Here is a 15,126-nt window from a genome sequence, read left to right as displayed (position 1 = left end):
GGTTAATCGGCCATCTCCAGATCGGCTACAACTTCCTCCAGTTTTTTCCGTTCTTCTTCACTGAGGACTCCTTCTACCTGGAAGGGCACAACAATTTTCTTGTCATTGGTAACATCCCGGGCAGTCAATTCGAGCCGGCCTTCAGGATCCAGAGCGAATGTTACTTCAATAGGAGCCCCTGCGGGCAAGCCGGGAGTCAATTCCATGGTTGCTTTGCCAAGTTCCAGGCAACAGTCCAGATCCGCCTGTTTTCCTACAATGTTATTGGAATAGACGATGAGAGGCAGAGTGGCCGCATTAGCGGCAGAAACAGGGAAAGTTTGAGTATTGTTGCAAGGAACTTCATTCTGTTTTTCGATCAGGTTGTAACAGACAAATTTACCTTCCTTGTTCTTCACCCGAATACCGATACTTTTGGAAGCCACCGTAATCATCTCGGTGTTAACGGCAGTTTCAATCGTTTCAGGTGCCAACGAAAATTCGTCTGCGACTTTCTTATTTGCCTCTTCTTCGAGTTCTCCAGTCGGGGTATCGGGATTTGCTTCTTTCAGGTCTTTAAGAACCTTTTCATAAAGATCCCTGATAGCCTTATTATTCCCATAGAGGGCAGCGCCCTTGGAAACAGCATGATTGGGCTCATACAGTTTGGGCTCTACCCTCAAAGTGTCCTTGTAGCGGCTATTAACCATCTCCATCACCTGCGGCATATAGGTAGAACCGCCGACCAGCAGGAATTCATCTATTTTTTCCACACCTGTTTTTTCACGAGCCATGGCAATCATGGCATCCGTGAATTCTATCGTACGGTTAAGCAGAGGCTGAGTCGCTTCATTGAATTCCTCCCGAGTCACACTCACCTTGCTCTTGCTGCCGTCGCAGCAGGTAATGCGGGCGGTAGCTGTTTCTTTCTGGCTGAGACTCATTTTTGTCTTTTCCACTGTCGTGATCAAGGCAGCCCTGGTTTCCGGGTCGGCCATCAGGTCGCCTGCCTCGGGGTTTTCAATGAGAAGCTTTTCGAGCAATAGGTCACGCAGAGCGGCATCCCAGTCAGCCCCCCCCAGCTTGTGGTCTCCATCGGAGCAAATGACCTTTACTCCCTTGGGAGAAATCTCCACGACGGTCACGTCGAACGTACCGCCGCCCAAGTCATAGACAATGATCTGCCTTGTCTCCTGTGTTTCTCCCTGATCGTTTCCGGCTATCCCCATTCCGTAGGAAATAGCTGCGGCAATGGGCTCGTCCACAACGGCCAGTACATTGAGTTTTGCCAGTTCGCCGGCTGCTTTCGTAGCCATGCGTTCGGCTTCATTGAAATAGGCTGGGCACGTAATGACGACATCCTTTACTTCGTGGCCGCTCATTTCAGCGCCTTTCACCATGTATTTAAGAATGAGGGAAGAAATGGATTCGGGAGAATGTTCCTTATCCAGGAAAGTTTTACGCCAGGCTGTTCCCATTTCACGCTTGATCAGGTGGATAAAGTTATCCGGATCGGTATAGGCGGATTCCTTGGCTCCTTCCCCGACGACAATACTGCCATCTTCAAAGAAGACGGCGGAAGCTGTAATGGAACCGCCGTCCGGGTTATTGATGATTTCAACATTGCCGCTATCGCCCACATGGGAAATAGCGGAATACGTGGTACCCAGATCGATACCGTATACTTTGATTTTAGTGTTTTCGCTCATAATGAAAATAGTTATGATGTCATGGAATAGATGACAGAGGAAAAAGTGATTATTCCGTTGCCAGTACGTAGACGGCTACTTTTTCGGGGCGGATGACTCTTCCGTCTTTTTCGAATCCCCAGCGCAAAGAGGCCTGGATGGTTTTGGCCAGGGAAGGATCGTCGGTCGCAACGGTTTTGAGTACGCTGTGGCGTTTGTGATTGAAAGCGACCCCTGCCTCGGTGCGATAGGAATTAATGTCGTTGTTTTCGAGCAAGTCGCGCAGGTCTTCGGCATGGGCCAGAACTAGTTTCTTGAGTTTAGCATAGTTTTCCGGGGTGGCTTCCAGAGCGCTGTAATGTTCGGCGCTTCGTTCCGCACCATCGATCTCAGCAATAAGATCCATCACGATAGCCTTACTGAGTTTTTCATGTATTTCACGGTGGTAGGCATCGAGTTCCTGATATTGTCTGTCAATGATTTCCTTTTTGGAGGCGTCATAGCGCATTTTGCTGTTGAACTCTTCCTGAAGGCTGGATATTTGAGTTTGCAGGGTGGTCAGGATATTCAGTATGGGAGTCTGGTCAGCTGTCGCCTGGTGAGGGGTTGGCTCTTCAATGACGGACTGAGAAGAAGAATCCGGGGCAGCTTCCGGAGAGGATTCCAATTCAGGGTTTGTCTCCGAATGAGTATCTGACGCAATTTCCTTCGGCACGGCTACAGGAGCAGACTCTGGTGAGGATTCCACTTCAGCATCTAATCCGGTTTTGCTCTCCGGCGTGAATTCCTGCCGCAGCTCGACTTCGGAGACGGGGCCTTCTTCCGGCTCCATTTCCTGTGGAGATTCCGGTTGATCCTTCTGCTCCGGAGCGGTTTCCGGAACGGAAGAACCTTCCGTACCGGAATTTTCTATTATGATATTTTCTTCAGCTGATTCAAATATGCATTCGCTGATGCGGTCTTCTGGATTATCCTGATTAGTCATGATGGTGGTGTGTATGAATTGAGGGAGAAGGAAAGATAAGTGCGGGATCAGCCGGGAATATTTTGTAACAGCCATTTGGCGAGAGCGTAAACGCCGGGACATTCGTTCAATTCCTGATCGCTGGAGGAGATGGAAAAAAATGCCGTATTTCGAAAAAGAGCGGCTTTTCCGAGAACATCAGCCCATTGGAGGTCATGAAGGAAATGACGGCAGGCGGCTTGATCCGCACCGGCATCAAGCTCACATGCTCCATCAAAGGGCAGAGTCTTGCCATTCGACCGGATGACCACGGCGCATTTAAGCTTTTGCAATCTTGCTTTGTAGGCCGTGCTCATCAGTTCATGCCACTTATCGAAGGCTTGCGCAAATGAGGTACTGCCAGCCGTTTCTTCCACCACAAGAACGGTCCCTTGCAGAAGAGAGTAGAAAGGCATGGCATCCAACGAGTTAATAGAGGCAGCATTGCTTCCTTCGAAATCGCAAATTTGCAGGCAGAGTGCAGGTTGTTTATCATTTCTCTTGCGGCTGAGTAACAATTCGCCGTAGTTGTATCTGGGTTGAGTGCGGGTGGAATTGATACGAGGAGTATCGTACGTGTACCACCGGGGTACGGATACGCTGCCCAGAGCTGAAACAAGGGCCCGCAAAAGGGAAGTCCTTGTTGTATCCGAGCCGGCTACACAGGCGACAGGCAGCATGCGGACCCCATTTTCATTCGTTTCTTCGCCGGAAAAACGGGAAGTTTGCAGTTTGAAGAAAGACAGAGGAAGAATGAAGAGTGCGGACAGGAGAGCATATGCAGCCAGAACAGCCAGAGAAACGATCGGGCGCATGATGTAGACTTCCACCATAGATACCAGCCTGATCAGCAGGCTCCCCTGACCAGATATGGCCCGGTAAACGATGACAGGGGCAATGATGCTGGCTTTACCGGCTCCCAGAAGTGTTTGCGACCAGATTTGCAGAGCAGCGTTCAGCCCCTTGCTTCCGGCATATTTGCGGCGTGTAATACGGTTGATCGAGAGAATATTGGACAGAACCATTCCCAGTACCCACAGACTGTATCCTGCGTAGAAACCGTACTCGATCGAGATATCTACCACTCTGCGCGTCTCCTCCTCCAGATAACCGGAGATGATAAAACTATACAGCAACGAACCGCCGATAAGAAGAACAAAGGCGAGACGGCCAAAGCTGATGTTGGACGGTTTATTCATGTACCGTTATCACGTAGGAGACAAACGCAATGAGGAAGCTGGCTACATATTTCCCAGTTCAGCCTCAATATCTTTGATTGCTGCGTTAATTGATTCCTTATCCTGCAGTGAGGAAGAGGCTTCCTTACGGGCTTGCAACTCGTTACGTTTTTTCAGAAGATCGTCTCGAGTATTAGCGTAACCACTTGTCGTCTTTTTTATCTTATTGTATGCCGCTTGTTTGACCGACTGTTCCGACAGTAGACTTTGACGGCGCTCCATGGCCTTATCGGGAGACCAGAAAATACCTCCTTGGGTGGGATCTCCGGTAGTGCTGCAGGAGGATAGCAAGGTACAAGTGACAACAAAAACGCTTGTTAGACAGAGGTGATTGTTCGTGTTCATAAGAAAGGTAGGTTAATTAGATGGAAATTTTTTCGGAAATATAAGATTCGTGTCTTTACCGGGCCTGGTGGAGTCAAGCCCGGTAAATAATTTTTGGCTTTTATGCAGAAAGGGTAGAAAGAGCTTTCTTGTGTTTTGCCAGAGACTTGATTTCTTTATTAAGTGTGCTGATCTTACCTTGCAGAGCAATTCTTTGGTTACGGTCGGCATTATTGGCTGCTTTTCGGGCCAAGGTCACCTCCTCATTGAGAATAGAAATGCGGCCATCTACTTCCTTGGCCATTTTCTGTGATTTGGTTTTGACATCAGAAGAGGCAATATTTTTGTTTTCTTTCTTCAGATTGGCAATAGCCTGAGCCAATTCCGCATTTCTGGCTTTCGTCTGTGTAATGAGCTTATCCATTACCTGATTGCTGTGTCTTATCTGCTCTTCTACACTGGCGTATTCTTTTTTCTGTTGAACGACGGAATCCCCCCAGAACCAGCCGGCGATTGCGCCAATAACCCCCCCAATGGCGGCTCCGGTAACAGTAGATTTGGTATCGCCTCCTATAGCCTGACCTGCCAGAGCTCCCACGCCAGCTCCACTGGCCGCCCCTATTCCCGTAGCCTGAGCATATGTCGTTGTTGTATCTGACATGTTGGCACAGGAACTCACACCGGAGGTTAGTACACTGGCTTCCATGAGTAATACGAATGCTTTCTTGAAGTAATGTTTGTTATTCATGTTTATTGGTTGTTGCTGATAGTTTTCTGTCGAGAGTATTCAATGGGAGTGAAACCTTTGCTTAGTTCGGCAGGAGTATCCTGAATGTCATCAGACAATCCTGTGATTTGACCCTCCGCATCCAGCATGACAACGGTTTTGCCATACACATCCAGCCGCGCTCCGTCTGCATCCAGAAAGATTCGTCTGGTATTTATTTCCAACATCCGGTCTTTTCTTCCTAAGGAGGTTAGCCTGACAACGCGTACGGGAAATCTGGCAAGGAACCTGTTCATACTTTCCAGAATATCGTCACGGGATGTTTTGATATCCAATGACATATTAAGGATTTCTTCCGAAAACATGGTAGAAATGGATTCTCCCTCAGGATACCTACCGACCAGAAGGTACAGCATATGATAGGCCTTCTTTTCCAGTAATTCGGGGGGTAGTGGTTTCGGTTCTGGTTTCGGATCTGGTTTCGGATCTGGTTTCGGATCTGGTTTCGGATCTGGTTTAGAGGAAAGTGGAGTTGCCGGGCTAAGAATTATGGGAATGAACTCCTGAGTTTCCTCGATCTGCCTGTTCAGTCGATCTGCAATATTGTAGTGGTTAAAACAGAAGACAGCAGCCATGCCGGCCAGAATGAAGAACGGCAGCAGAGGACCGGTTCGTGAGAGATAACGAGCTGTAGAATGGGGCAAGCCGCAATGGCTGCACACATCGCCTCCATGCGTTTGATTGCAAATACATTTAACCAGTTGACCCGATCCCATAAATTTTCTTACTGAAGAACACGATACAGCATTCATAATGCTGATTCCGTGTTTGTACTTTGATAACCAAACATTAACAGGAATAATCCATGACAATTTCATCCATAATTCACGGAAGAATCAGAGAAAAAAAATCCCCTTAAATCCTTCCCAATTATTTCAAAAATATCATTTTGATTTTTTTTTTTGACATCAGCATTATGAATGAAGAACTCACTGAAAATCTCATTGCAAAAGAATTACTGAAGAAGGTTGACCTTACACAGTGCGATTTGGCTCGTCTTATACTAGAAGCTATTGAAAATCTGGGTAATTTGGCTCGGGGGCTCAACCGGGTAGAACTGATTGTTCTTCTCCGCAACACGTTGCAAAAAGGAGTGTCCGTTGTAAAATCTGCCTCTCATACAGTCACTTTGGAAGTAGCAGCCTGGGCAAGTGTCGATGCCCGGAAGGATCTGAGACCGTCATCGAAAAGAGACTTGCGCCATTTCGTCCGTCGGATTCTACGTGTCGAGGGCGTTGCCCAATTGCCTTTGCGTTCCATGACTCCTGTTCAATGCAAAAAGATTTTAGAGACGGCATTCGGTTCAAGTCCAAGCAGTTATACGAAGGGGCGCGTCATTCTTCACAGCATATTTACTTACGGTATTCGCCAGGAATGGTGTGATGTAAACCCGGTAGTCCGCATTGAAGTGCCCAAGATAAAAGAAAGATACATTAAGCCGCTTTCCCTGGAGGATGTGGAAAAACTGAAGGAAGCAGCTACACGCCCCGAATTCAGGAATATGCGTTTTTCCTTGAATTTGATGCTTTACGCCGGAATCAGGCCGACTGAGGTAAGCCGTTTGCAGAAAACTGACTTCCAGTGGGATGAGCGTCTGGTAATCGTGCGGTCTACCGTCAGTAAGACTGGCGGCGGCAGAGCCGTACCTCTAAGAGGGATTCACAATATCAGGAAGAAAGACCGCTATATTCCTCAAAATTGGAAACGCAAATGGAAAGCTTTGCGCAGAGCTGCCGGTTTCCAGAGTAACTGGGTGCCTGATATTTGTCGCCACACGTTTGCAAGTTATCACGCTGCTTATTTCCGAAACCTGTCGGAGTTACAGATGGAAATGGGACACCGTGATACCTCATTACTGAGAAGCCGCTATATGGCTCCTGTTCTGCGAAAAGATGCTGCTGCGTTCTGGCGAGAAGCTAAATAGTAAGGCAAGGGACTCGGTATGCGAAACCAGAACGCAAGTGCTTTTCCTGGTACCTTACCTGATGGTGAAGAGCATATAGTGGAGTCATGAGTACATGACGGCAGATAATGAAACCGTCACATATAGATGATGCGAAGATGGGAAATATTTCAATTATGGTTGATAAAATTATTTGACTGGACTATTTTATCAATCGTAAGGAGAAAAAAATGACAACTCTTATTCCGCGGCCCCAATATACCGAGCGCATTGCTCCGTTTATCGACAAGAACATCATCAAGGTTCTTACCGGGCAGCGTCGTATCGGCAAGAGTTTTATCCTGCGACAGGTAATGGAGGAAATTCGCAGGAAAGATCCGGAGGCGCACATCATTTCCATCAACAAGGAGCTGGAGCAATTCCGGGATATTCGTACCCATGAGGATTTGTCACATCATCTGAAACTTTTTCTGAACAAGCCGGGGTCCCATTACCTGTTCATTGATGAGGTGCAGGAGATTGAGGGTTTCCAGTTCTGCCTGCGCAGTCTGCTGGCCGAGGAGAAGTGCGATATTTTCTGCACCGGCAGCAATGCTCAAATGCTTTCGGGGGAACTGGCGACTCACCTGGCCGGACGTTCCGTAAGTTTCGATGTTCACAGCTTGAGTTACCGGGAATTCCTGACCTTCCATCGTCTGGAAGCCGGACAGGAGAGCCTGAGGAAGTATCTGACGTTTGGCGGTATGCCTTATCTGGCTCATATCGGGTTGGAAGCCGATGTTCCTTTCGAGTATCTGCGTTCCGTCTACTCCACCATTCTTTTGAAGGATACGGTAGCCCGGGAGAAGATACGCAATGTGCATTTTCTGGAAGATCTCGTGGCCTATCTGGCCGACAATATCGGCAATCTGTTTTCAGCCAATAATATCAGCAAGTTTCTGAAGTCGCAGAGGGTGGATCTGTCTCCCCAGGTGACGCTGAATTACCTGCGGGCCTTGAGCAATGCCTATCTGATTCACCGGGTTTCCCGTGCCGAGGTGGGGGGCTTGAAGATTTTCGAAACGGGAGAAAAGTTTTACTTCGAGGATATCGGCATCAGTCATGCCATCCGGGGCTTCAATTTCCGCCGGGATATTCACAAGGTAATGGAGAATGCGGTTTACCTGCATCTGATTCAGCAGGGCTACTCCGTCCATGTCGGGCAGCTGAAGGAGCAGGAGATTGATTTTGTTGCCGACAAGTCGGGAGACAAACTTTATGTCCAGGTGAGTCTGAGTGTTGCTGATGAGAAGACGGCCACCCGGGAGTTCGGGAATCTGCTGGCTGTTCAAGACAATTATCCCAAGTATGTGGTAACGCTCAACGATATAATTCTGGGCGATAATCAGGAGGGCATCCGCCACATGAATCTGGAAGAATTTCTTTTGAATGAATTATAGAGACAAATATCAGTTGTCCCTATCCGGCATAATGGAGAAGTATGCTTCCGCATCTTTGCCGGGAACTCCTTGCCTGTAGTGAGATTCCGTCATTTGTGTTCCACTATGTCCCATCCAGCGGGCAACATCCGGCAAGGGATGAAGAGCGGCCTGATAAGACGCGAATGAGTGTCGCAACGCATTCTTTGGTATCGTGATGCCGGCTTTGAGCGCCAGCTGGTCCAGGCGATAGCCATATCTGAGTTCGTCATCCCGGGTCATTGGCTCCCATTCGCCAACGGCCAGCCATGCCTTGATTTGCGGAGAGGTGGGTATGTAACGATCCTTCGTTTTCCCCTTGGGACCTTTCGCGATTTCACGAGAAACAAAGATATCGTCATGTCCATCCGGTTTGCCCTTGTACTGAACCACCTCTGAACGTCTTAGCCCGCACAATCCCTGTAGAACAATACGGGAAAGCATGGGACGGTCATATTTCAATGCTGACTCAAGCAATTTACGGAATTCATCCGGGGCAAGAATTCCAATGGAGATGTGGTTCTTGGAAGGAGCTACAGTCAAAGCGACTGGGTTTTTCTGAATCAAATCGTGCTGAATGGCCCAGAGGAAAAAGGCATTCAGCGTACCCCGGTACCTGTATTTACTGGTATTCGAGAGGGGCTTTCCCTGATACCGAAACGAATCCAGTCTGTCATTGATTTCGGCAGCGGTAATTGATGACAACTCCCGGTTGGCCCAGCCTTGCTGCCATTTATCGAGTTCATGAAGTACGTTCTTATGGTGAGCCGGCTGGCATTGTCCCCGATCCAGCATCAGCTGCCTCTCCTTTCGATACTGCGCCATGGCTTCTTCCAAGGAAACGCCCACAGGGAACGGTTGTGGGGTAGTAATGTCAACATTGTCAGCAATGACGCTTAATTGCGATCCGAGTAAATCCTTGATTTCCTGCTCTTTGGTATCCGTGAGCGCATCTTTCCACCACGAAAGGAGGTCAGTTGCAAATGCCTTTACCTCTTCAGGATCTTCATGTTGGTACAAATATTGAAGTGTATGTTGCAGAAGGTTGTTATCCCTTCCAAATTTTCTCCACAGGCGGATAGCGAACATTTCGACTATAGATTCACTTTCTGCGACCATATTGAATATTGTCAGGGCATCGTCGATATGCCCCTTGTCATGCATATCGTAGAGAGCCCGGGCTTCATCGTAATCACGGAAGGTGCGTTCTTTCCATTCCCCGGTATCCTTGTCAACGAAACGGAGCCGCCAGACTGGAGGGCGACCTGCCTTCTGAACTTTGGTGAGTTTGACTTTGCCGCCATATTGTCCTTTGGCATGTTTCCTCTTCATGTAACAAAGATAGTAGTTTAGAGAAAAAATCTCAAGACGAATTAGGGGACAAACTGGGGGACATATTCATAAATTACTTACAATGAATGAAAGTGTTTAGATTCAGGTTCTAGTGGGGGCAACCCTGTGAAGGTTCGAGTCCTTTCGTGCGTACCAAATAACCCTCTTTAAGTGAAATACTTGAAGAGGGTTTCTTGTAAGGGCTCCCGGGAGATGGAAAGCTTCAACGATTTTGACAAAGATCTCCTTTTTCTGATCCTTCAACATTGATCTTTGTTCTTTCTGGTATTCATTCTCACTTTTTATAAAGCGCCTCCCGTCTTAGTGGCTTCGCAACCGTCGTAGTACTCCTCTCAGCAGGCATCCGGCCCTTCATCAGCAAATTCTCCTCTCAAAACGGAAAATTTTTATGGACAAGACCGCCCCCTGCAAGTAATGATGCAGTATATGATAACCGCCTGTGAGAGGTTGTTGCGTTTTTGCGTAGCAAAAACTCCATCTGGCAGGCGCCCTGTCATTGACCTTACCCCCAACCAAGACATAAGAACCAGCTAATTTGCCGTCCTTGACATTCCGTTCTTTTCGGCAACTGGGCGATACCTCAGGTTGTGACAGGTCAATCACCATAACGAGACACCCTCTCCAGAAAAACACTACTAACCAGACAACGAAATGAATACCATGTCATTCCTCCGTTACTCCTCCCTTGCCCTCGCACTGGGATTCGTTCCGGCACAGGCTGCCGTTCCCGTCCCCAAGTACACCGACTCCGGAACCGGAGTTTCCTGCGGTCAGTACACCCAAAAGTACGATTCCACCTTCGGCATGACCATTAAAGGCGCTTACGGTTGGGCTTCCGATGACGAACTTCCCAACATCGCAGGTGGTTTCATCGGCCTTCAGAACTACATCGAAGGCGACCAGATCATTCATGAAATTTCGTTGACGACGGGTATGCTTGGAGGTTCTGAAAACGTCTCTACCAAAAACTTCCCCGGCATTGACTCCCTGAAATCCCGCCTGACCGCCATCCCGGTTCTGCTCGGATACAACATCAATGTCTCCCTTTCCGATTCTACCTTGTTCTACATCGGAGCCAAAGGCGGCGTATCCTTCACCGATAATAAACTTACTTTCAAGTCGCCTGGTTCCAGCCACAGCAACACGGACTCCGACACCAAGTTTACTTGGACTGCCAACGCCGGTTTCAAATTCTCCATCAGCGATTCCGCCGACTTCGTAATCGGCTACGAAATGCTGAAGATTCAGGATGCCGATCCCTATCATGTAATCGAAGCCGGGTTCTCCTGGAACTTCTAAGGCTTTCCTTATCCAATCTGACTTCGAAAGGGCTACCATAATGGTAGCCCTTTCTTTTTGATAATAAAAGGTATTCAGAAGGATTTACACCCTTTGTCTCAAAAAAAACGTCTCTCATACAAAATTATTCTTGGCAAAAAACACGAATACGTATATAAACGCTCCGCGTTCAAGGACGTAACTCCCCTGTAGCTCAGCGGTAGAGCGGGTGACTGTTAATCACTAGGTCGTTGGTTCGAGCCCAACCGGGGGAGCCACTAATAAGAGCCTCATTCCGAAAGGATCGAGGCTCTTTTCTTTTGCCTGTTTCAGCCTTTTTCCATATCTGGAACATCACTATCGAGATCCTCCTGAACCACTGCACGCGCTTTGACGGTCGCTGAACAGGGATGTGCTGACGACGTTTGAACGCCTGCTGGATTTCTATTTCGAGGGAAGCAGATCACAGGAACTGGAGTTCAAGTACCCTCACTATCTGAACCGCATGTTCGAGAAAAATACAGGATGTTCCCCGAATGAATTCAGATTGTCGGCATAACGCCCTCTCCTGCCGCCGGGAGGCTTGCGCTGCATGACTTTTGACGTTCTGCTGCTCCATATCCGGATGCGGCCACAGATGGTCCGAATGAAAGCATTACGACTGGAGATCTGGAGGAGGAGCTGCAGAAGGGACGATTACCCCCGCCCGTTTTTATTTATAGCAGGAAAGCCTGTATTTCAAGAAAATGCAAAAATTGTATCCATTTACAATGAATACTACGACATCCAATTTACTCTAAACACATCCCGGCAACAATGTATGTTGCCGGGATGATTCTGTCCGGACATCAAAAGATTAAGCTCATATTATATATCGGTTGTTCAAGGAAAGAAACAATCTTAAAATGCCCAGGATACTCCGGCATGAACTTGATGCAAGGTAGAACGATCCCGAAGTTCCAATCCGTATCCGGCGTATAAATTCCAACGCTCATTCCACTGGAGCAGAGTATCGTATTCAACACGCATAGCGTGCCGGGAAGGTTTCACGGCTCGGGCTGTCCAGGAAAAATCACTATAGAAGCTATAAACGCCGGCTTCCGGAATATCTCGAACGACATCTCCTGCGTAAGATAATCTCAGAGTATGATGCCAGGGCTTGTCATAACAAGTCACAGCCTTGCTAACAGACACGCCGACGGGAATCGTGAAACGCTGGAGGCGAGCACTTCCGAAACACCGGGCATAACTTCCGTCTTCTGAAAAGCCGTCTTCCTTGCCACGCGTCAATTCCAGACGTACGAACGGAGATATGATCCACTGCCCGGAAAGCACCGAACTTCTGGAAATTTCCGTTTGTACAAGCCATGTTCTGTTATTCCAGTCTCCATGGGCATTCAGACCACCGGTAAAGACAGACTTCATGCAGTTGTCCGTAAATCCCCAGGAAACATCTGCCTTCGCTGTCCACCATGTCTTTTCATCAACCGGAAAGAGCTTGCCCCAATACAAGGTCCCCATCATGGTACGCTGGTCGGTTTTAGACTGGTAGTCTCTGCTCCTGCTATGACCGTAAATCTGCCCGAAGGCAATACCCCAAACTCCCTTGTCACTGCCAAAATCGGAATCCATGCCGACAGAGTATCCTCCCCCGTCGTAGTCATAACCATCTACCCCGCTTCTGGAATGACGCCGGGCAAAATCTCCCAGACCCATGGCCCAGATCCGAGAAGACAACTTATTGCTCAACCGAATATCCGAAAGCTGCCCCAGAGCGGTATTGCCCAAGGCCGCAATATTCGAGGCGGAACTCCAGAGGGAATTGAGTGCCAGTTCTCCACGCCTGTCCGGAAAAGCCTTGCTCGGTTTCGCCGGATCTACCGGATCTACCGGATCTACCGGATCTACCGGATCAATCGGATCAACTGGATCCTCACCTTCCCTGGGGCTCCAGACGGCAACGAGTTCATCTGGAGTACCATCGCTATCCGTATCCTGCCATTCGTAGTTCCAGATTCCCTTGTACGTATATTCAGAATCAATTTCCGATGTGCCGGTCGTATTGGAAACCAGACTCTCCGGATCGCCGTCTTTACGTTTCCAGGTGTCCCCATCGAAACTAAACAAGGAGAATTCTCTCTGTTCCGACCAGTATTTATCGGCATAGCCATCCAGAGTATCCATGATTCCTATGGTTCCGCCCAGTTTGAAGGATGAGCCAACCTGAATCTCCATGCCACTGTCCCCTGTCGCCAGGAAAGGCATAAGATCCCAGTTAAACCCCCGGGAAATATCGAATGTAGAAACTTTCAGGGAAGGACGTTCAAAAATTCCTTCAGGAGCTGAAACGGGAGTTCCTCCAATACGCAGAATAGATCCGGCATCCCGGCCGGAAACGACTACTTTATTGCTATTCAAGGCCGCACCCGAAGTCATTTCCAGTATACCGGATTTCAAGGTAAAGGAAGGCTTCAATGTCCGGCTTGAGGAATTATCCAGAACCATGCCGTATTCGATGGCAAGCGTACCACCTTCCACGGAAACATGAGCATCCACATCGACTTTCCGGGATTTTTCAACCATCTCCTTCAAAGAAACGGAATCTCCATTTCCCAGTCTTTCCTTTAAAATTTCTTCCGTTTTGATCCCGGTAAAGCGAATGCTCCCTCCGAAATGTCCCCCCTCTGCGTAATATTTTTCCCGTTCTTCCTGATTCGGAATCCTGTTGATATAAAGCGTAGGAGATCCGCTGAGCAAGCCCGTCCCTCCTCCATTAATATCGATGCCATCGTAAAAGGTAATTTCCCTGCCTGTCTGTGCACGGAAGTTGATTTCATTACTCGCCGCACAATCAAGCCGCACCGCCCTGAGCCAGACATCCTGCTGGTCCAGGATTGCATTGCCTATGAACGTAATATTTCCCCTGTCTGCCGACATGGTGAATGAACGGGAGTTTCCATCTCTCAAATCTCCATAAATCGCTCCCGCCGAAACCACGTCGGTCGTATTGCCCTCAAACAGAACTTCCCCCGCATTTAAAAGCAGAAAAGAACCTCTCGCCAGAATAGCTCCGACACCCTTGACTACTGCCGGACTCGATGTGCTCTTCCCCGCATTATTTCTGAAAACAATGGAGCCATTGATGTTAGTAAATGATAGCATTCCTCCGCGTCCATACATATCATACACATTGATCCCCCCTGCCCCCTGCAGAGCTTCATTATTTTCAAACAGAATGTCTCCCGTATTATTGAACGATACACTGCCTTCACCTGTGTAAATACCGGCGGCGGCAATATAGCTGGACGTCTTACGCAAATTCTTAAATGTAATATTTCCCGTCGTATCAAAGAAAATATCTCCCTTTCCGGTTGCTCCGGAAAATGTTTCCCCCTGATTGATGAAAATGGCCCCCTTGTAATCGTTCGAACCATTCATATCCGTAAAGGAGATATCCCCTGTATTAGTAAAGGACACATGGTTTGAACTCATGATGTAAATTCCCCCGGAGCTCAAACCCTGGAAGCTGATATTTCCTACATCCTCGAACGAAACGATCCGAATATAGTCTCCCGCATTCTTACCGGAAGTAATACCCATCATATTCAAGTCATCGGAACGAAATGTCAGATCCCCTAAATTCTGGAAAGCAACCTGTGCATTCTGTCGTTCCTGTACATAGACAAAAGACCTGCATGCCGTAGGATTTTTCAAAGCTTCCGGATCAAAACCGGTACAGTAGAAATTCAGGGAAGTTTTATCCTCACTGGTAAAATGAACGCTTTCCGCGCCAAAGACACCCTGTCTATCTCCATTTATTGGCGGCTGAAAATAACGATCCAGAGTAAATACGCCTTCATAAGATACCGTCCCATCTCCGGTGAGGAGATAGGTGACATCTTCTTCCCTAAAAAATTCTACGTGTTCATTACCGTAAACACCTGCCGAAATCTCTTCCCGTGCTTCGCCTCCCCGGGCGGACAAAGGCAGAAGACTGGAAAAAAGAAATAGCCTCTTGAGAAAAAGTTTTAATTTCATCGAAATTCCCTTCTTTGATTATTACTGATAAAATGAAAAGGCCTTCATAGCGGATTTGGAATCCGTTTCCAATATAAT

At 48.0% G+C, this 15,126-nt stretch carries 12 protein-coding genes and 1 tRNA gene; 5 read left to right on the top strand and 8 right to left on the bottom strand.

What is annotated here, in order from left to right; all coding sequences use genetic code 11:
• Nucleotides 1-2: 2 nt before the first annotated feature.
• The 6 genes from QET93_RS03505 to QET93_RS03480 form a co-directional block, all read right to left on the bottom strand.
• Nucleotides 3-1,688 (bottom strand): Hsp70 family protein, encoded by a 1,686-nt coding sequence (locus QET93_RS03505; protein ID WP_280131431.1) that lies wholly within the window; start codon nucleotides 1,686-1,688, stop codon nucleotides 3-5.
• Nucleotides 1,689-1,737: 49 nt separating this feature from the next.
• Nucleotides 1,738-2,652, bottom strand: a complete 915-nt coding sequence (gene grpE / locus QET93_RS03500; protein WP_280131430.1) for a nucleotide exchange factor GrpE — start codon at nucleotides 2,650-2,652, stop codon at nucleotides 1,738-1,740.
• A gap of 47 nt (nucleotides 2,653-2,699) precedes the next feature.
• Nucleotides 2,700-3,869 carry a hypothetical protein gene (locus QET93_RS03495; protein WP_280131429.1) on the bottom strand — a complete coding sequence of 390 codons (1,170 nt, stop codon included), beginning with the start codon at nucleotides 3,867-3,869 and terminating at the stop codon, nucleotides 2,700-2,702.
• 42 nt (nucleotides 3,870-3,911) lie between these two features.
• A complete protein-coding gene (locus QET93_RS03490; RefSeq protein ID WP_280131428.1) occupies nucleotides 3,912-4,253 on the bottom strand; it encodes a hypothetical protein in 342 nt (113 codons plus the stop codon).
• A 100-nt stretch (nucleotides 4,254-4,353) separates the two neighbouring features.
• Nucleotides 4,354-4,980 (bottom strand): glycine zipper domain-containing protein, encoded by a 627-nt coding sequence (locus QET93_RS03485; protein ID WP_280131427.1) that lies wholly within the window; start codon nucleotides 4,978-4,980, stop codon nucleotides 4,354-4,356.
• Between the two features lie 2 nt (nucleotides 4,981-4,982).
• Nucleotides 4,983-5,837 carry a hypothetical protein gene (locus tag QET93_RS03480; RefSeq protein ID WP_280131426.1) on the bottom strand — a complete coding sequence of 285 codons (855 nt, stop codon included), beginning with the start codon at nucleotides 5,835-5,837 and terminating at the stop codon, nucleotides 4,983-4,985.
• Between the two features lie 98 nt (nucleotides 5,838-5,935).
• Here QET93_RS03480 and QET93_RS03475 point away from each other — a divergent pair, with 98 nt between their 5' ends.
• A complete protein-coding gene (locus tag QET93_RS03475; protein ID WP_280131425.1) occupies nucleotides 5,936-6,943 on the top strand; it encodes a hypothetical protein in 1,008 nt (335 codons plus the stop codon).
• Nucleotides 6,944-7,152: 209 nt separating this feature from the next.
• On the top strand, nucleotides 7,153-8,361 hold the full coding sequence (locus QET93_RS03470) for an ATP-binding protein (RefSeq protein ID WP_280131424.1): 1,209 nt from the start codon (nucleotides 7,153-7,155) through the stop codon (nucleotides 8,359-8,361).
• A gap of 9 nt (nucleotides 8,362-8,370) precedes the next feature.
• Here QET93_RS03470 and QET93_RS03465 read toward each other — a convergent pair whose 3' ends face one another.
• Complete coding sequence (locus QET93_RS03465; protein WP_280131423.1) at nucleotides 8,371-9,711, bottom strand: hypothetical protein; 1,341 nt, start codon at nucleotides 9,709-9,711, stop codon at nucleotides 8,371-8,373.
• Between the two features lie 672 nt (nucleotides 9,712-10,383).
• On the opposite strand from QET93_RS03465, the gene QET93_RS03460 reads away from it, so the two are divergent.
• From QET93_RS03460 to QET93_RS03450, 3 genes are all read left to right on the top strand, one after another.
• Complete coding sequence (locus tag QET93_RS03460) at nucleotides 10,384-11,031, top strand: outer membrane beta-barrel protein (protein WP_280131422.1); 648 nt, start codon at nucleotides 10,384-10,386, stop codon at nucleotides 11,029-11,031.
• Between the two features lie 182 nt (nucleotides 11,032-11,213).
• A tRNA-Asn gene (locus QET93_RS03455) sits at nucleotides 11,214-11,288 on the top strand.
• 134 nt (nucleotides 11,289-11,422) lie between these two features.
• On the top strand, nucleotides 11,423-11,569 hold the full coding sequence (locus QET93_RS03450; RefSeq protein ID WP_280131421.1) for a hypothetical protein: 147 nt from the start codon (nucleotides 11,423-11,425) through the stop codon (nucleotides 11,567-11,569).
• A gap of 341 nt (nucleotides 11,570-11,910) precedes the next feature.
• Here QET93_RS03450 and QET93_RS03445 read toward each other — a convergent pair whose 3' ends face one another.
• Nucleotides 11,911-15,048 carry an autotransporter outer membrane beta-barrel domain-containing protein gene (locus tag QET93_RS03445; protein ID WP_280131420.1) on the bottom strand — a complete coding sequence of 1,046 codons (3,138 nt, stop codon included), beginning with the start codon at nucleotides 15,046-15,048 and terminating at the stop codon, nucleotides 11,911-11,913.
• Between the last annotated feature and the right edge of the window lie 78 nt (nucleotides 15,049-15,126).

This window comes from Akkermansia sp. N21116 (assembly GCF_029854705.2).
Taxonomy (GTDB): Bacteria; Verrucomicrobiota; Verrucomicrobiia; order Verrucomicrobiales; family Akkermansiaceae; genus Akkermansia.
The sequence above is the reverse complement of the archived record's forward strand: the minus strand, read 5'-3'. Positions and strand labels throughout refer to the sequence as shown.